General features: G+C 67.5%; 19 protein-coding genes. 10 read left to right on the top strand and 9 right to left on the bottom strand.

Going from position 1 to position 17,014, the window contains the following annotated elements; translation table 11 throughout:
• Positions 1-61: 61 nt before the first annotated feature.
• Both TSO5_RS14715 and TSO5_RS14710 read left to right on the top strand, forming a co-directional pair.
• Positions 62-718 carry a 2OG-Fe(II) oxygenase gene (locus tag TSO5_RS14715; protein WP_109152269.1) on the top strand — a complete coding sequence of 219 codons (657 nt, stop codon included), beginning with the start codon at positions 62-64 and terminating at the stop codon, positions 716-718.
• 78 nt (positions 719-796) lie between these two features.
• Positions 797-1,432, top strand: a complete 636-nt coding sequence (locus tag TSO5_RS14710; protein WP_109152268.1) for a 2OG-Fe(II) oxygenase — start codon at positions 797-799, stop codon at positions 1,430-1,432.
• A gap of 97 nt (positions 1,433-1,529) precedes the next feature.
• On the opposite strand, the gene TSO5_RS14705 is transcribed toward TSO5_RS14710, so the two are convergent.
• Entirely contained in the window at positions 1,530-2,111 is a 582-nt protein-coding gene (locus tag TSO5_RS14705; protein ID WP_247870765.1) for a protein-tyrosine-phosphatase, read from the bottom strand.
• Between the two features lie 278 nt (positions 2,112-2,389).
• Positions 2,390-3,025 carry a tRNA-uridine aminocarboxypropyltransferase gene (locus TSO5_RS14700; protein WP_247870764.1) on the bottom strand — a complete coding sequence of 212 codons (636 nt, stop codon included), beginning with the start codon at positions 3,023-3,025 and terminating at the stop codon, positions 2,390-2,392.
• A 421-nt stretch (positions 3,026-3,446) separates the two neighbouring features.
• Here TSO5_RS14700 and TSO5_RS14695 point away from each other — a divergent pair, with 421 nt between their 5' ends.
• The gene (locus TSO5_RS14695; RefSeq protein ID WP_109152267.1) at positions 3,447-3,641 is read left to right on the top strand and encodes a hypothetical protein; all 195 of its coding nucleotides are present in this window, start codon (positions 3,447-3,449) and stop codon (positions 3,639-3,641) included.
• Positions 3,642-3,648: 7 nt separating this feature from the next.
• On the opposite strand, the gene TSO5_RS14690 is transcribed toward TSO5_RS14695, so the two are convergent.
• The 5 genes from TSO5_RS14690 to nhaA form a co-directional block, all read right to left on the bottom strand.
• The gene (locus TSO5_RS14690; protein WP_247870763.1) at positions 3,649-4,593 is read right to left on the bottom strand and encodes a hypothetical protein; all 945 of its coding nucleotides are present in this window, start codon (positions 4,591-4,593) and stop codon (positions 3,649-3,651) included.
• Between the two features lie 125 nt (positions 4,594-4,718).
• Complete coding sequence (locus TSO5_RS14685; protein WP_247870762.1) at positions 4,719-5,159, bottom strand: SH3 domain-containing protein; 441 nt, start codon at positions 5,157-5,159, stop codon at positions 4,719-4,721.
• 340 nt (positions 5,160-5,499) lie between these two features.
• The gene (gene hemN / locus TSO5_RS14680; protein ID WP_109152265.1) at positions 5,500-6,912 is read right to left on the bottom strand and encodes an oxygen-independent coproporphyrinogen III oxidase; all 1,413 of its coding nucleotides are present in this window, start codon (positions 6,910-6,912) and stop codon (positions 5,500-5,502) included.
• Positions 6,913-6,980: 68 nt separating this feature from the next.
• The gene (locus TSO5_RS14675) at positions 6,981-7,418 is read right to left on the bottom strand and encodes a DUF4112 domain-containing protein (RefSeq protein ID WP_109152264.1); all 438 of its coding nucleotides are present in this window, start codon (positions 7,416-7,418) and stop codon (positions 6,981-6,983) included.
• 162 nt (positions 7,419-7,580) lie between these two features.
• Entirely contained in the window at positions 7,581-8,783 is a 1,203-nt protein-coding gene (gene nhaA, locus TSO5_RS14670) for a Na+/H+ antiporter NhaA (protein ID WP_109152263.1), read from the bottom strand.
• Positions 8,784-9,143: 360 nt separating this feature from the next.
• Between nhaA and TSO5_RS14665 the strand changes: the two genes are divergently transcribed.
• Together TSO5_RS14665 and TSO5_RS14660 are read left to right on the top strand one after the other, a co-directional pair.
• Positions 9,144-9,380, top strand: a complete 237-nt coding sequence (locus TSO5_RS14665) for a hypothetical protein (RefSeq protein ID WP_109152262.1) — start codon at positions 9,144-9,146, stop codon at positions 9,378-9,380.
• Positions 9,381-9,568: 188 nt separating this feature from the next.
• Complete coding sequence (locus TSO5_RS14660) at positions 9,569-10,288, top strand: TerC family protein (protein WP_109152261.1); 720 nt, start codon at positions 9,569-9,571, stop codon at positions 10,286-10,288.
• Positions 10,289-10,342: 54 nt separating this feature from the next.
• Here TSO5_RS14660 and TSO5_RS14655 read toward each other — a convergent pair whose 3' ends face one another.
• Positions 10,343-10,753, bottom strand: a complete 411-nt coding sequence (locus tag TSO5_RS14655) for a CBS domain-containing protein (RefSeq protein ID WP_247870761.1) — start codon at positions 10,751-10,753, stop codon at positions 10,343-10,345.
• A gap of 118 nt (positions 10,754-10,871) precedes the next feature.
• Positions 10,872-12,101, bottom strand: a complete 1,230-nt coding sequence (locus TSO5_RS14650; RefSeq protein ID WP_109152260.1) for a YbfB/YjiJ family MFS transporter — start codon at positions 12,099-12,101, stop codon at positions 10,872-10,874.
• A 193-nt stretch (positions 12,102-12,294) separates the two neighbouring features.
• Here TSO5_RS14650 and TSO5_RS14645 point away from each other — a divergent pair, with 193 nt between their 5' ends.
• The 5 genes from TSO5_RS14645 (at position 12,295) to TSO5_RS14625 (ending at position 16,862) form a co-directional block, all read left to right on the top strand.
• Positions 12,295-13,239, top strand: coding sequence for a LysR family transcriptional regulator (locus tag TSO5_RS14645; RefSeq protein WP_109152259.1), 945 nt, complete (start codon positions 12,295-12,297; stop codon positions 13,237-13,239).
• 85 nt (positions 13,240-13,324) lie between these two features.
• On the top strand, positions 13,325-13,657 hold the full coding sequence (gene fdxA / locus TSO5_RS14640; protein WP_085090756.1) for a ferredoxin FdxA: 333 nt from the start codon (positions 13,325-13,327) through the stop codon (positions 13,655-13,657).
• Positions 13,658-14,009: 352 nt separating this feature from the next.
• On the top strand, positions 14,010-14,510 hold the full coding sequence (locus tag TSO5_RS14635; protein ID WP_014248912.1) for a CarD family transcriptional regulator: 501 nt from the start codon (positions 14,010-14,012) through the stop codon (positions 14,508-14,510).
• A gap of 189 nt (positions 14,511-14,699) precedes the next feature.
• Positions 14,700-15,683, top strand: a complete 984-nt coding sequence (locus tag TSO5_RS14630) for a hypothetical protein (RefSeq protein ID WP_109152258.1) — start codon at positions 14,700-14,702, stop codon at positions 15,681-15,683.
• Between the two features lie 282 nt (positions 15,684-15,965).
• Positions 15,966-16,862 (top strand): RNA polymerase factor sigma-32, encoded by an 897-nt coding sequence (locus TSO5_RS14625; protein ID WP_109152257.1) that lies wholly within the window; start codon positions 15,966-15,968, stop codon positions 16,860-16,862.
• Positions 16,863-17,014: the final 152 nt, after the last annotated feature.

Below are 17,014 nucleotides of genomic sequence, written 5' to 3'. Positions count from 1 at the left end.
CGAACCGGCCGTTTCGAAAAACACGGTCCGGGGCCGTCCTTCCATCCGGAATCTCGCCGCCATGACCACCCCCGACGCCGTTTCCGCCTCCTTCCTGCGTTGCCTGGAAAACAGCCGGCTGTTCGACCAGCCGTACAACCACTGGCTGCTGACCGAGGCATTGCCGGCAGAGTCCGCCGACGCCATCGCCGATCTGCCCTGGGGTCCGCCTCCGGTGTCCGACACCTATGGCAAGCGCGACACCAACAATGCGTCGCGCACCTATTTCGGTGAGGAAAACCGCGCCAAATATGCCGTGTGCGAGACGGTGGCCCAGGCCTTCCAGAGCCGTCCGGTCGTGGACGCCATCCAGAAGACCTGCAACGTCGACCTGACCGGCACCAGCCTGCGCATCGAATATTGCCAGGACACCGACGGCTTCTGGCTGGAGCCGCACACCGACATCGGCGTCAAGAAATACACGATGCTGATCTATCTCTCGAAGGGGTCGAACTGCTCGCATTGGGGCACCGACGTGCTGGACGAGAGCCGGACGGTCGTCGCCCGCGCGCCCTACGCCTTCAACGAGGGGCTGATCTTTATCCCCGGAAGCAATACTTGGCATGGGTTCGAGAAACGTCCGATCGACGGCGTGCGCAAATCGATCATCGTCAACTATGTCGGCCCCGAATGGCGGGCACGGCAAGAGTTGTGCTTCCCAGACAAACCTGTTGCATAAAACTTCCGTCGTGGTTAAGTGACGCCGGTTTTGGGGGGCAAAGCCATCGTCGGCACGCTCTTTGGGAGTTCCATAGCCATGTCCATGCTTGATCTGGACAAGTTCCGCGCCACCCCCCTGCAGCACGATCCCTATGATTTCCTGTGCGTTCCGGGTTTCGTGAAGCGGGAGTTTCTTGAAGAGCTGCACCGCGACTATCCCAAGGTCGACAAGCCCGGTTCGATCCCGCTGGGCGTCTTCCCGCAGGGGCCGAGCTTCGACCGGATGATCGCCGAACTGAAGGGGCCGGAGGTCTGCAAGGCCTTCTCCGACAAGTTCGGTCTGGATCTGTCGAAGTATCCGACCATGTTCACGGCGCGCGGCATGTGCCGGCCGACCGACGGCAAGATCCATCCGGATTCGGCCAGCAAGGTCATCACCGTGCTGATCTACATGAACCCGCCCTGGGAGGCGACCGGCGGCCGCCTGCGCATCCTGCGCTCCCAGAACCTGGAGGATTACGCCGCCGAGGTCCCGCCGGAGGAAGGCACCCTGATGTGCTTCCGCCGCAGCGACACCTCCTGGCACGGCCACTATCCCTTCGAAGGCCAGCGCCGCGCGATCCAGATGAACTGGGTCAAGGGTAGCGTCTATATCTGGCACGAACAGTGGCGCCACCGCATCGGCGCCTGGGCGAAGGGCGTCTTCGGCGGCCAGCAGTCGGCAGGCTATTGAGGACGGTGGGTTTTTAGGGCCGATTATCCGCCGTCATCCCCGCGAAGGCGGAGATGACGGCCGAAAGACGTGAAACTCCGAAGGACCGCATCCCTTCTCAGTCGATCAGATCCTCGACCTCGCGGATGCGGCCATTGTCGATCATGAACTGGACCAGTTCCGGGCGCTGTTTGCCCAGCGTGCGGTGACGCTGGCGGACGGCGGCGACCAGATCACCGTTGCGGCCGAGGATGTCGTCGGCGAACTCGATCATGCGCAGGTTGGGCCAGGTCTGGGCGCGGATGCCCACCACCGTCCCCACCGCGTCGGCCGCCGGAAGGTCGGGGCGCGCCTGGGCCAGGATCATGGTCAGCGCAGCGGTGGACCGCGACACGCCGGCGTGGCAGTGGACCAGCAGATGGCGGCAATCCACCGGCTCGGCCAGCAGGTCGCGGCCGAAGGCGAGGATGCGTTCCACATCCGACCGTTCCGGTGCGATCTGGCCGCGGGTCGGTTCGATGATGTCGTGGAAGCGCAGTTCCAGCCGCTCATGCTCGCCGTAATCGCCGAACTCGCTCGGCTCCGTCATCTCGGGATCGAGGATGGACAGGACGTGGCTGACCCTGCCGCCGCCGAAATTGCAAAGCTCGCTGAGACCGCAGACCGTCAGGCCGAAAGGCACGAAATCGCTGGCCATCATTCTCTCGTTCGATTGCGGAGGGAAGAAAACGGAGGGCTGGGGAACCGCATTTGGCACCCGGCGCCGCAGCGCCGTCAACCCGGCAGCCCTGTCAAAGAATGTTGAACAAATAGAGCAGGAGGATGACGGGAATCGGAATGCCGACCAGCCACAGCAGAATACCGCGCACGAAGCCTCTCCTTCCGTCGTTGCAACGGGCGATCCGGCCGGCCGGCGCCGGCCCTCTCACCCGTTACAACGGTGCGGCCGCCGGTTGGTTGCAGCGGCGGATAAGACCCTCAGGCCTCGTCGCTCCCCTCGCCGTCGGAAACGGCCGGGCCGGCGCCCTCAGCAGACGGCGGCGTCGGACGCGGGCGGCGGGTGCGCAGCTTCTTCAGCAGCAGCGAGAAGGGCTTCAGCGCGGTGTCCATGATGGTCTGGTCACCCTCCAGCCGCGACAGCAGGAAGGCGCCGGCCTCCAGGGTGGAGACGCTGTCGCGCCGCGGCTCCTTGCGCGCCTGCCCATAGAGCGAGCGGAACTGCGGGTTCAGCACGATGCGGCGGCATTTCAGCAGCCACGCATTGCGCCACCACAGGGTCTTGGCCTGGCTCCAGGTGCCGTCCAGGACGATGACGCCTTCCAGATCGTCCAGGATGTCGGCGCTGTCGCGGAGCGGCTGGCCGTCCTTGTCGACCACCGCCACCTCCGGCCGGGGAGCGCCGCCGTCCTTCACCGGGCCGAGATACAGCACGCCCCAGCGCTTGGGATCGACCTCCCGCCCCAGGATGCGCTTCAGCCCCGGCCAGCTCAGCCCGACCTTCACCATCGAATTGGCGAACTGCAGATGGGCGATCTGGGCGGTGCCCAGATTTTCCCGCTTCTCCTGCGGGTGCTGCAGGATCAGCAGGAACACGCCGTTCTTGATCGGCTGCACTGCCTCGCAAACGCACAGATGATTAGGTTTTAGGCAGGTCGGGCAAGAATCGGGTACGGGGGCGCTGTGCATGGGAGGTACGCATTCCTTGAAGAGGATTGGCCCCGAATATGGGTTGGAACGGCACGGAAGGGAACACATCTCACACGGGACGGCGGCGATGCCCGATCGAAGGGCGATGGCCGCCACGGCGTGTACGACAGTGTCCCTCGTGTCATACCGGTTCATGTGGGTTCGAGTGGCTTCGTATAAACCGTTTGTAGAGACTTAGTCGTGTGTCATGGAACTCGTGTGACGCGCTTAACAGCTGGCCTGGAACTTGCGTAGTTATTATCCAGGCAAACAGGACGACGGGTGGGCCAGGACCGGCCTTAGTCAGGCTGATCCACGGTGCCATCCGGCGCTCAGAAGGAGACCTGCCATGCTGCCCGCCCACCTTGCCGACCGCCTGCTGAAGCAGCGCCGCGATGCCGACAGCGCGGAATTCGCCCGCCAGCTGCCGCTCTACGCCCCGCTGGATGCGCCAATGGATATCAATGACCCGCGTTGGATGACCGAGCCGGACGGGGTGGAGCAGCCCGCCCGCCGCGAGCCTGACTGGGCCACCAACTACTGATTCGGCACTAGCGCGCGATAGCCGGTTTGCGGTGATCCGACAAACGACCCTGTCGGTTGTCGGTCATCGAGTCCAGGGCCATCGAGTGCGAGGCCATCGAGTGCAGGGCCATCGGTTGCCGGGCCGGCCATAGTCCCGAGTCGCTTCGCGCGGCCTGCCCAAGGCCGGTTCCATCCTCTTTCCCCACGTCGCGCCAGCCCTCCCCGTCCCAGGAGAGGGTCCAGTGACCCGGGCGACCGCCCCGGCACCGTTCCAGCGCGACGGACCAGCGCGCTTTTCCCAGCCCCGGCGGGCCTCCGGCCGGGCGCGGGGCCGCATCCTCCTCCCCATCCAGGCTGGGTGCCGCATCCAGGCGCCAGCGGGTCACCGCGGCGCTGAGCCCCTCCGCCAGCCGGTTGCGTCCACCCGACGCACCCAAACCCGCGCCCACGTCCAGCAGGAAGCCGGTCACCCCCGACGACTCGGCGGCGAGCTGCAGCCGCCGGCTGGCGGTGAGGTCCAGCCCCTCCAGCTCGCCCAGCACCGCCGACAGGGCGGAGCAGCGCAGCGCCTCCTCCATCGCCCACAGCGCATCGACCGGCCGCACCGCCCGCACCGCCACCAGCCGGTCCGGCGTCAGCCCATAGGCCGCCAGCCCCGGGGCATACAGGTCGCGCCCGCGCAGGATCCACAGCGCCGGCGTCCTCGGCGTCGCCAGCCGGGCCAGCAGCGCCGCGGCGAAACCGGTGCCCGCCCCCGGATGCTCCGCCGCCACCGCATGCAGGCAGCCCAGCGGCAGCCCGCCGTCGGGCAGATGCCCGTCGACCGCGTCGATGCCGAACGGCAGGATCCTCCCACCCTCCCCGCCCGCCCCCTCGATCCGCCGGATGCGCGCGCGCAGGTCGGCCAGCACGCCGGCACGATCACGCGGCGCAGCCTCCGCGGACGGGGAAGGGGACGACAGGACAGGCATGACTCGGCTCCGTTCGACAGGCATATGTTCCTGATATGTTCTATCACGGAGCCATGTCGAGGGGGAGTCTGCGACTCCTGTCTTGTCCTGTGACCGATTGCCCGAAGACTCGTCGACCTCTCAGGTCAATTGCCGATGGGCGTGACGCCGATCTTGCTGCGCGGGGCGGCCTTGATGGTCGGGCCGGCATTGTCGACCGGCTTCTCCAGGGTGGTGGAGGTGCCGCGGCTGCCGCGCGGCGTGTTGCTCTTCAGGCTGAGCAGATGCAGCCGGACATAGGCGGTGGACCCGCCGGCCTTCACCGCCACCCAATCGCTGTTGCGCACCCGGCCCAGCGTGGTCACCGCCTGCCCGGCCCCCAGCGTGGCGACGACGCCCGCACCGGCGGACGGCTGGGCGCGGAGCGGAGTCGGCTTGTCCACCTGCCATTCCCCATAGATCGGTTCCAGCCCCGCCCCGGTATCGGGCGCGGTACGCACGGTCGGCGGATTCGGAATCCGCTGGTACGGCATGCAGCCGGGAACCATCAGCGTGGCCAGGGCCACCATCAGCGGAAGGGAACGCACACGCCGGATCATCGCTCACCTTGATATGGATCGGTGATTTGCGGGAAGGGTACGGGGGAGCCGTGGACCTTCGGCGCGACCATACAGGAGGCGGGGGCCATTTCGCCACCGCAGCGCACCCAACGTCGCTATGCGCTTTTTGGGACGGGCTGCGCAGGAACCCGGAGCTGCCCTGCGTATCTTCCATCGGGATGCCCGGCCGAGACGCCCGGCATCACCGGGGTTGCCGCGCAGCCTTGTGGGTTCGGATGCGCGGCACGGGGAAAGGCGGCCGGCGGGTGGCGCCGGTCGCCTTTTCCTTTGAACAGAGTCGGAGCCGTTGGGAAAGGTCGAAGCCGCCTCAGACCGCCCGGCTGTGCCGCCCGGCGCCCTTGGACAGGTGGGTGTCGAAACGGGCGGCGACGATGCGCATCAGGGGGCGGGCGCTCTCCGGCACATGGACGCGCCGGCCCTCCACCACCGCGACACCGTCGGCGACCAGATCGGCCATGCCCTCCAGCTCCGCGTCGAAGGCCGACTCAGGCAAGCCGTGAGCTTGGGCGATGGCGGCGGTGTCGACCGACAGGTCGCACATCAGCCGCATGATCAGGTCGCGCCGCACCTTGTCGTCCGTGGTCAGCGCGATGCCCTTGCCGGTGGGCAGGCGGCCTTCCTCGATGGCGGTGGCGTAATGGTCGAAGGGAACGGCGTTCTGCACATAGCCCTGCGGCAGCGCGCCGATGGAGGAGGAACCGAAGCCCAGCAGCACCTCGGCGTCGTCGGTGGTGTAGCCCTGGAAGTTGCGGCCCAGCCGCCCCTCCTCCTGCTGCACCGCCAGTTCATCGCCGGGACGGGCGAAATGGTCGAGACCGATGGCGCTGTAGCCGGCGGCGGCCAGCGTGTCGCCGATGGCGGCGAACTGCTCCCACCGGCCGATCGAACCGGCCAGCGCCGCCTCGTCGATCTTCTTCTGGTGGGTCTTCATCCACGGCACATGGGCGTAGCCGAAGACCGACAGCCGGTCCGGCGCCATCTCCAGCGCGATCTCGGCGGAACGGGTGACGCTCTCCACCGACTGGTGCGGCAGGCCGTACATCAGGTCGAGGTTGACGCTGGTGATCCCGGCCTCCTTCAGCCAGGCCAGCGCCTGTTCGGTGACGGCGCGCGGCTGGACGCGGTTGATCGCCTGCTGCACCGTCTCGTCGAAATCCTGCACGCCCAGCGAGGCGCGGTTGATACCGGCGCGGCCCAGCGCCGCGGACATCTCCGCCGTCAGGGTGCGCGGGTCGATCTCCACCGCCAGTTCGGCATCGGCGGCGACGTCGAAGCGGGTGCGCAGCAGCGCGATGATCGCCTCGAAATCGTCCGGCGCCATCATGGTCGGGGTGCCGCCGCCGAAATGGATGTGGCGCACCGCCAGCCGGCCGGGAACGCGCTCGGCCACCATGGCGATCTCGCGCCGCAGATGGCCGAGATACTCGGCGATCGGCTCGTAGCGCGCGACGATCTTGGTGTGGCAGCCGCAGTACCAGCACATCTTCTGGCAGAAGGGAATGTGCAGGTAGAGCGAACCCGAGCGGGCGGGATCGATCGCCTCCAGCCAGCCGCCATAGACGTCGCCGTTCACCTTGGGGGTGAAGTGCGGCGCGGTCGGGTAGCTGGTGTAACGCGGCACCCGCAACCCGTCATACTTGGCGAGCAGCGCGGGATCGACACCGTGGGAACGGGACGGGGCGGGGGCCGGCTTTACGGCCAGGGCGGTGATGGCGTTCATGAGCGACAGAGTGCCGCAGTCCCCCCACCCCTGCCTTGATCCACGTCAAGATCGCGGGGACCGCCTTTTCAGCGCTTCGCCGCGGCGGCGGCCAGACGCTGTTCCAGATGCTCGTGCAGCAGGTTCAGGTTCATGCGGTTGGCCTTGAAGGCGATGTCGAACACGGTGCCCAGCACCGGGACGGACCCGCCCGCCCAGTCGAGCAGGACGTTGAAGACCATGCGGGCCACCAGCGTCTTGGGCAGGTCGAAACGGGCGGCTTCCATGATGATGTAGGCGGAAACCAGCGCGGTCGCGGTGTCGCCCGCCACCGGCACCAGGCTGGCGATGCCGTCCAGCCCGACCGGGATGCGGGTGAAGGGGATGTGCCAGCGGCTGTCCATCAGGCGGGACAGGCGGCGCAGCCGCTCCAGCCGCTGGAAGTCGATGGCGACCGAGCTGCCGGAACCGCCCGGCGGGGGATCTTCGGCAACGGTGCGCCGGCGTGTGCGGATGGCGTCGATCATCGCATGTCCCCCCGATCTGTCGGTCCCGCGCCTGCCGCGCGACTCCCCACCAAGGAAGAACCGGCCAGCACGCCCGCGGGTTCCGCCTTCCCGGAACAAAGTTCGCGCACCCAACAGATACCATGAGCGACTATCTTTGACGATAACCTTCGCCGATCGGCATCAGGTCGCCCGCGCCGCCGCCCGTGCCCGCCTTGTGCCGGCGACATGGAGCAGGCCGTAGCCGACCAGCGCCGAGGCGAGCGAGCCGGTCAGCACGCCCAGCCGCACCGCCACCGCATGCTCCGGATCGGCGAAGGCCAGCGTCCCGATGAACAGGCTCATGGTGAAACCGATGCCGGTCAGAACGGCGACGCCGTAGACCTGACCCCAGCTGGCCCGCGCCGGCCGCTCGACCACGCCGATATGCACGGCGATCCACACGGCGAGGAACACGCCCACCTGCTTGCCCACGAACAGACCCAGCGCGATGCCCAGCGGCACCGGCTCCAGCAGGCTGGCGGGGGTGATGCCGTCCAGCGGCACGCCGGCGTTGGCCAGCGCGAAGACCGGCATGATGAGGAAGGCGACCCACGGGTGCAGCGCATGCTCCAGGCAATGGAGCGGCGCATCCTCCGCCCGCTTGCCGTCGGGCCCCTTGACCCGCAGCGGAATGGCGAAGGCCAGCACCACGCCGGCCAGCGTGGCGTGGATGCCCGATTTCAGCACGCACACCCACAGCACCAGCCCCAGCAGCAGATAGGGCGTCAGCGAACGCACCCCGGCCCGGTTCAGCAGCCACAGCCCGACGGCCGATGCCGCCGCCAGCCCCAGCGCCATCGGCACCAGCCCATGGCTGTAGAAAACGGCGATGATCACGATGGCGCCCAGATCGTCCATGATCGCCAGCGCCAGCAGGAAGACGCGCAGGCTGCCCGGCACGCGGTTGCCCAGCAGGGCCAGCACGCCGAGAGCAAAGGCGATGTCGGTGGCCGCCGGGATCGCCCAGCCCTGCAGGGCACCCGGTTCGGCCTGGGCGAACAGACAATAGACCAGCGCCGGCACCGCCATGCCGCCCAGCGCGGCGATGCCCGGCAGCATCGCCTTGGCCGGGCTGGACAATTCGCCCTCCAGCACCTCGCGCTTGATCTCCAGCCCGACCAGCAGGAAGAAGATCGCCATCAGCCCGTCGTTGATCCACAGGATCAGCGGCTTGTCCAAACCGACGCCCCCTGCCGTCACCGCCAGTTTCGTCGCCAGGATCGTGTCGTACAGCGGGGCCGCCGGCGAGTTCGCCCACAACAGGGCGAGCACCGCCGCAATCATCAGGACCACGCCGCTGGCGCTTTCGGTTTTCAGGAAGGTGGCGAGGCGTCCAAGCGTCATCGCGTCTCGTCTTTCCGGTCTGTTGGTCGAAAGGAACAAATGGCACCGTCAGGCTTCCGTTGGAAGACGCGGATGTCGAAAAAATGCGTACGCCAACGATCGGCAGAGCATCGCGGCGAATTGACGCGCATGTGCATCTAAGCTGCTGCTGCTGCTCCGAATTTTGACGCCGAATACTTGAGGCCGGTCGGGCTTATGTCTTTTGATCGCTGGCGATGTCTGAGGGCAGCCGACACAATTCGTCCAACAGCATCAGCAGAGCCGAAGGCCGATCGCTCCCAAGGCAATCAAAAATTGGGGCAATCACCGCAAGGCTCTGGGCAGGCCGGCAAACGGCCGCCCGTTCCGGAGGAAACGACCATGACCACGCTTTACTGCGCCTGCTGCGGCAGGCCCTTCGTCCGCACGTCCGCCCGCGGTCCGGCGCCCTTCTATTGCTCCCAGGATTGCCGGCTTCAGATGGCGGTCCGCCGGCGTGCCTGGAACGGCAGAACGGCCACCCGGCAGACCGTCGAGCGGCACGAGGTGGAGCCGGCCCCCTTCGGCCGCCTCCCCGCCACGGCGGGCGGACAGCGGGCCGTAGCCTCCTGGAGGTGAAACGCACCGCCCCCGGATCAACGGCAAGACGGCGTCAAGACGGGGGAAGAATGGCGGAAAAATGGAACTGGCCCCTCTTGCAGCGGACCGCGGCCGACCTCATGTGGTCGCGGTCACGCTGGTGCCCTGCGGTGCCGGCGTGCAGCCTGTCGACTGCACCCATTTGACCGCCGGAGCCCCGCCCCTTCATGCTCGACCTTCTCGCCGACCCGAATGTCTGGGCCAGCCTTCTGACGTTGACCGCGTTGGAGATCGTGCTGGGCATCGACAACATCATCTTCATCTCGATCATGGCGTCGAAGCTGCCGCCCGAACGGCAGCACAGCGCGCGCCGCGTCGGCCTGGCGCTGGCGCTGATCACCCGGTTGGCGCTGCTGGCCTCCATCGCCTGGGTGGCGCAGTTGACCCAGCCGCTGTTCACGGTCGCCGGCTGGGAGGTGTCGGGCCGCGACCTGATCCTGATCCTGGGCGGCCTGTTCCTGCTGGCCAAGGGCACGCTGGAGATCCACCACACCGTCGAAGGCCATGAGGAGAGCGGGTCGGCACCCAAGCACGCCACCTTCACCTCGGTGGTCGTCCAGATCATGTTCCTGGACATCGTCTTCTCGCTCGACAGCGTCATCACCGCCGTCGGCATGTCCGACCATCTGCCGGTGATGATCGCCGCCGTCGTCATCGCCATGGCTGTGATGCTGTTCGCCTCCGGCCCGGTCGGCGACTTCGTCAACCGTCACACCACGGTGAAGATGCTGGCGCTGTCCTTCCTGCTGCTGGTCGGCGTGGCGCTGGTGGCGGACGGCCTGGGCTTCCACATTCCCAAGGGCTACCTGTACTTCGCCATCGCCTTCTCCGCCCTGGTGGAGGCGCTGAACCTGCTAGCCCGGCGCAAGCAGAGCGCGGGGCACTGACGGCAAAGAGGGGGCGGCAAAGAGGGGGCGCCCTTCCCGGCGCCCCCTTCTCCCTCACGCCTCGGCGCGGTCGGCCATCATGTGCTCGTAGGCGACCTTAAACAGGTCGCGGATCGACACGATGCCGACCGCGCGCTTGCCCTGGGTGATGGGCAGGTGGCGGTAATGCTTGTCGTGCATCAGCTTCAGCGCGTCGACCGCGTCGGCATCGGGCGGCAGGCTGTCGGGGTTGCGGGTCATCACCGTCCCCACCTCCACCGCCGACGGGTCGAGATCCTTGGACAGCACCTTGTTGTTGAGGTCGCGTTCGGTGACGATGCCGATCAGGGCGCCGTGATCGACCACCAGAACCGCGCCGATGTTCTTTTCGGCCATCATCTTCGACACGGTGGCGACGGAGGTATCCTCCGGCACCAGGATCAGCTCCTGCGACTTCACGACGTCCGGAACCAGCTTGCGTTTCATGACTTCCCCGAGGATCTGGTTGTTGTGGACCAGACTGTAGCCAAAGCGGACGATCGGGGAGAACAACGGCATCGCAGCAGAAGCGGCGCCGATTGTCGCAGGCAGACCTTACGAATACTTACGAAGCTTTTGGAACCGAAGCATTGGGCGTCGCCATTGCCGAGCCCGACGCTGCCTGCCGCCCGGCGATCACCATGCCCAGCACCAGCAGCAGCGTGCCCAGCACCACCGCGGCGGCGGCCCCCAGCAGCGCAGCGTTGAAGCTGCCGGTGCGCGTCACCACCAGCCCGGCCGGCAGCGGCCCGATGATCTGCCCCAGACCATAGGCGGCGGTCAGCGCCCCGACCACCCGCGCCGACGCCCCGGCCGACAGTTGGCGCCCCAGCGCGAAGGCCTGCGACACGATCCCGACGAAGGTGCCGCCGAACAGCAGGGCCGAGACCACCGACGCGGTGGGCGATCCGGTCATCGGCAGCAGGATGGCCACCGTCTGCGTCAGATGCGCCAGGATCAGCGACCACCAGCTGTTGGTGCGCCGTGCGACCGCGGCCCAGAAGACCCCGGCGCCCATCGCCCCGATGCCGACGACCATCCAGGCGGCCTCGCCCACCGCGGCGGTGCCGGGATCGGTCTTCAGGATCGACACCAGGAAGGTGGCCGACACGATGTAGCCGCCACCTTCCAGGAAGTAGGCGACCGTCAAAAGCAGCAGCGGCGCCGATAGCCCGCCCGCCCGCGCCGGGGCGGCCCCCTCCGCCTTGGCGACCGCCGCATGGCTTTGCGGCGGCGGATCGCGCACCCAGAGGCCGGGCATCAACCCCAGCACGGCACAGATCGCCCCCAAGGCCAGCCAGTCGCCGTTCCAGCCCAGCCGTCCGCCGAACAGCGCGACGAACAAGCCGGAGGAGGCGATGCCCACCCCGATCCCGGTATAGAGCCAGCCGGCCAGCCGCTCCCCGCCACCGCGGGTCAGCGTGTCCAGCACCATGGCGATGCCCAGGATGAAGATGCCGGCACTCGACACCCCCGACAGGAAGCGCAGGACCAGCCAGACCGGCATCGCCTGCCCGGCGTCCCCCAGATCGAGCCCCATCGCCGCGGTGGTGGCGACGCTGACCAGCAGCGACAACCGGAACACGGCGGTCCGGATGCCCCCGTGCGGCACCAGACCGGCCCCCAGCGCCCCGACGAAATAGCCCAGATAGTTCAGCGAGGCGAGCAGACCCGCCCCGTCGGCCCTCAGCCCGGTGGCCTCCTGCATCGCCGGCAGGATCGGGGTGAAGGCGAAGCGCGCGACACCCATTGCGATGGCAAGCCCAATCAGGCCGCCAACCAGCACCCGAACCATGTTCCACGCCCCCTCGGTGTTCGGCCGGCTCGTTGAAACAGGAACTGTTCGGAAAAACGAACCGTTCGGCCGGCCGATTGATTTGCGGTTCATCATGGCCGCGGCACTGCCCTCATTTCCAATGAATTGTTCTGATGATAAGCTCCACTTTCAGTGATGGGTGCCATGCATTGGCGGTTGGGGAGATGGTGCGATGGATCTGGCCGGTTTGCGGGTGGTGAAGGCGGTGGCCGACACCGGCAGCGTCAGCCGGGCGGCGGAGGCGCTGAACTGCGTGCAGTCCAACGTCACCGCCCGGATCAAGCGGCTGGAGGAGGATTTGGGCGTCGACCTCTTCCTGCGCCTCAGCCGCGGGATGGAGCCGACGCCGGCCGGCCGGGTGCTCAGCGGCTATGCCGACCGGGTGCTGCGGCTGGTCGCCCAGGCCCGTGACGCGGTGGCGGAGGCGGCCGGGCGCGGCGGCCGGCTGGCGGTGGGCAGCATGGAATCGACCGCCGCGGTGCGGTTGCCGCCGATCCTGGCCCGTTTCCACCGCGACCATCCCGACGTGGAGCTGACCATCACCCCCGGCCCGACCGAGACCCTGCTGGGCGACGTGCTGGCCGGGCGGCTCGACGGCGCCTTCGTCGGCGGCGAGGTGGCCCATCCCGATCTGACCGCCCGGCGCATCTTCGACGAGGAGCTGGTGCTGGCCGAACCGGCCGCCGGGCTGACCACCGACTCCGCCCGCCGCACCCTGATCGCCTTCGGCCGCGCCTGCGCCTATCGCGGCCGGGCGGAGATGGCGATGCGCGAGGCCGGGCGCGTGCCCTTCCGCGTCATGGAGTTCGGGGCGCTGGACGCCATCCTGGGCTGCGTCGGCGCCGGCATGGGGGTGACCGTCATCCCGCGCTCCGTCGTGGAGCGCGATCCTTGGCGCGAGTTGCTGGTCGCCCGGCCGCTGCCGCAAGCGCTGGGCCGCATGCCGACGCAGTTCGTGCGCCGCACCGATGCCATCGAGACCGCCAGCCTGCGCGCCTTCCTGGACGCCTTCTCCGGGGACACCGCTTCCGTTGTCCATTCGAAAAAGGCCGCCACGGGTGCGACAGGGTCGCCCACATCACGCGCAGGGTTGAACGGCTCGTCTGCGGCATGCTAGGCAGGCGCGGGTTGGCCATCCGGCCCGTTGCCATGCGCGTGCCCATTCCTGCCGGCACCGCCGGCCGGAACAGCGGAGAAGAATCATGCCCTACGTCGTCACCGACGGCTGCATCAAGTGCAAGTACACCGACTGCGTCGAAGTCTGCCCCGTGGATTGCTTCTACGAGGGTGAGAACATGCTGGTCATCCACCCGGACGAGTGCATCGACTGCGGCGTGTGCGAGCCGGAATGCCCGGCCGAAGCGATCGTCCCCGATACCGACGACCGCGCGACCAAGTGGCTGGAGATGAACCGCGACTATTCCGGCCAGTGGCCGAACATCACCCGCAAGAAAGACGCGCCGCCCGACGCCGACGAGTTCAAGGGCGTCGACGGCAAGTTCGAGAAGTACTTCTCCCCGAAGGCGGGCGGCTGAGGCCGGACCAGCGGATGCGGCCCGGCCATTCCGAGTCGGGCTGCATCAACCAATTGAACCCGTCGATGTTGCTATGCAAAATCGACGGGGCGGCCATGGCCGGGCGATGAACGATTTCCGCCCGGTAGATTGCGCGTTCCCTTTGTAACTCGGGCGTAACATCGCTATAATGCGCGACCGGAGCCGGCCTCCGCGCCATTGCCGGTTTTCCCTATGTTCCAGGACCTGTGGCTTTTGTGATCGTCGTGGATGGGTCCCATCCCCACGGCGCCATAACTGTCCGGGGTCCTTTTTCGTCCCTTCCACCGGGGCGGCAAAATGGCGTGATCGCGAGAAGTGAGAGCCAATCCAAATGTCGAACAAGCTTGACTTCGAAGCCGGTGACTTCGTCGTTTATCCGGCTCATGGCGTCGGTCGGGTCGAAGGGATCGAGACCCACAGCATCGCCGGACTCGAGGTTCAACTCTACGCGATCACGTTCGAGAAAGAGCGCATGACGCTCAAGGTTCCCGTCACCAAGGCCCGCAACGCCGGCCTGCGCCGCCTGTCCTCCAAGGACCGCATCAAGGTCGCGCTGGAGACGCTGCAGGGCCGGTCGCGCGTCCGCCGCACCATGTGGAGCCGCCGCGCCCAGGAGTATGAGGCCAAGATCAACTCCGGCGATCCGGTGTCGATCGCCGAGGTGGTGCGCGACCTGTACCGCGGCGCCGACCAGTCCGACCAGTCCTACAGCGAGCGCCAGATCTATCAGGCCGCCCTGGAGCGTCTGGCCCGCGAACTGGCCGCCGTCGAGAAGATCGACGAGACCAAGGCGACGGAGCGTCTGGAGTCGGTGCTGTCCAAGGCGGCCTGATTCCAGTGCCTGGGTTCCAGGCTCCTCCTATACGTCCGTGACACGAACGGGCGCGCGGCTGCTACGTCACGCCGCGCGCCCGTCTCGTTTTTCGCCTTTGTTTCCGTGGCATGACACGCCTAAACTCCCGCCGCCTTCCGGCAGACGCCGCCGGAACGACTTCGCGACCGACGTCGAAGGGAATCCAGTTTGGGTCTGCCGCCGCGCCTTGCTCTTCCCAACCGTCAGGCCAGCCGTCATGCCGCGAGCATCGTCGGCGCCGTCGAGGATGGCAGCCGTTTCGCCTCGCTCGGCCGGCCGCGCCGCGTCTGGGCCATCGGCGCCATCCATGCGCAACCCGACCGGCTGGATTTGATCCATCACGCCATCGGCCAGCGATTCCGCCCCGGCGACCGGCTGGTCTATCTCGGCAACATGATCGGCTTCGGCGACCGGGTGGTGGAGACCATCGACCGGCTGCTGGCCTTCCGCATCGCCCTGCTGGCGATGCCGGGCATGATCGCATCGGACATCGTCTATCTGCGCGGCCAGCAGGAGGAGATGTGGCAGAAGTTGCTGCAACTCCATTTCGCTCCCGATCCCCGCACCGTGCTGGACTGGATGCTGCGCCAGGGCGTGGCGCCGACGCTGGCCGCCTATGGCGGCAACCTGGATGCCGGTATGGCGGGGGCGCGCGGCGGTGCGGTGATGCTGGGCCGCTGGACGCGCGAGCTGCGGCAGGCAGTGGCCGCAAAGCCGGGGCATGAACAGCTGTTCAACGCCCTGCGCCGCGCCGCCTACACCGGCGGGACCGCGAATGACACTGCTGCGAATGAAGGGGCCACGAACGACGGGGCACCTGATGGGGCCTCCGACGGCGATGGCTGGACCGGCACCAGCCGGGGGGGCGGAAGCCTGCTGCTGGTCAATTCCGGCATCGATCCCCGGCGCCCGCTGACCGGCCAGGGCGACGCCTTCTGGTGGGGCAGCGCCGGCTTCGCGCGGCTGGAGCAACCCTATGGCGGCTTCAATCGTCTGGTGCGCGGCTACGATCCCGGCTGGACGCCGGAAAGCCCCGGTGTGGATGTCGGACCGGTGACGGTGACGCTGGACGGCGGCTGCGGCCGTGGTGGTCACCTCGTTTGCGCCTGTTTCGATTCTTTCGGCGAGATGCTGGACCTTTTCCAAGCGTGACCCATCCTTAGGTCCAGCCTGACCCTTCAGCCCGTCCGCCCCCTTCCTTCGTACAGGTCCGGCAGTCCTTCCGTCAGCCTCTCCATGGGCCGCCGGCAAAAATCCTCCGTCCCTTGTGATCCGTTCCCCCTACACCTGCGTATGATTCCGCAACAGGGCGCGCTCATGCTTGTTGTCTAACCCGACGGCATCGACCGGGGGCAGGCGGCAAGCGGCGAAGACCCGGTAGTACGGGGATATGCGAAGGAACACGATGCCGCCCAGACGGGAAGGAAGGGACGGATGGCATACATCGACGATCCGGAGACTCAGCGTGCTAACCTGAGCTTCATCAAGGCATCCATGCGCGAACCGTTGCTGTCGCGCGACCATGAATTCGACCTTGCCCGAAAATGGCGTGAGGGCCATGACGAACGGGCGCTGCATCAGCTGGTCCGGGCCTATACCCGTCTGGTGGTGGCCACCGCGTCGCGCTTCCGCAATTACGGCCTGCCGATGGGCGATCTCGTCCAGGAAGGCAATGTCGGCCTGATGCAGGCGGCCAGCCGCTTCGAGCCCGACCGCGAGGTGCGTTTCTCCACCTACGCCGCCTGGTGGATCCGCTCGGCCATGCAGGACTACATCCTGCGCAACTGGTCGATCGTGCGGACCGGCACCACCGCCGCGCAGAAATCCCTGTTCTTCAACCTGCGCCGCCTGCGCGCCAAGATCGACAGCGCCACCCAGAACGGCAGCGGCGCGCGCCTGACCAAGGAAGGCCGCGAGTGGATCGCCGGCGAACTGCAGGTCGAGGTGTCGGAGGTCGAGGCGATGGAGATGCGCCTGTCCGGCTCCGACCAGTCGCTGAACACACCGGTGGCCGACGGCTCCGACGACGACTGGCAGGATTTCCTGGCCGACCAGCGCCCCTCGCCCGAGGACGTGGTGATCGGCATGCGCGACGCCAACACCCGTTCGCAATGGCTGGCGGAAGCGTTGGGCGAACTCAGCCCGCGCGAACGCACCATCATCCGCGAACGCCGGCTGCGCGAAGAAGGCGCCACGCTGGAGGAACTCGGCCGCGAGTTGGGCGTCAGCAAGGAGCGCGTGCGCCAGTTGGAGCATCGGGCGCTGCTGAAGCTGCGGCAGTCAATGCTGAAGCGGGTCGAGGATTCCGACGACCTGCTGGCGGAGGCGTGAGGGTTTCGGGCCGGTTGCCCCCTCCCTAACCCTCCCCCGCTACGCGGGAGAGGGGACTGCCGCCGAACTTCCGCAAAGCTCCTACCCCCTCTCCCGCGAAGCGGGGGAGCAACCATGTTGTTTTCATGGTGAGTGTGGCATTGCCTCCCATT

Source organism: Azospirillum sp. TSO5, from assembly GCF_003116065.1.
GTDB lineage: Bacteria > Pseudomonadota > Alphaproteobacteria > Azospirillales > Azospirillaceae > Azospirillum.
This window is presented reverse-complemented; position numbering and strand designations above follow the sequence as displayed.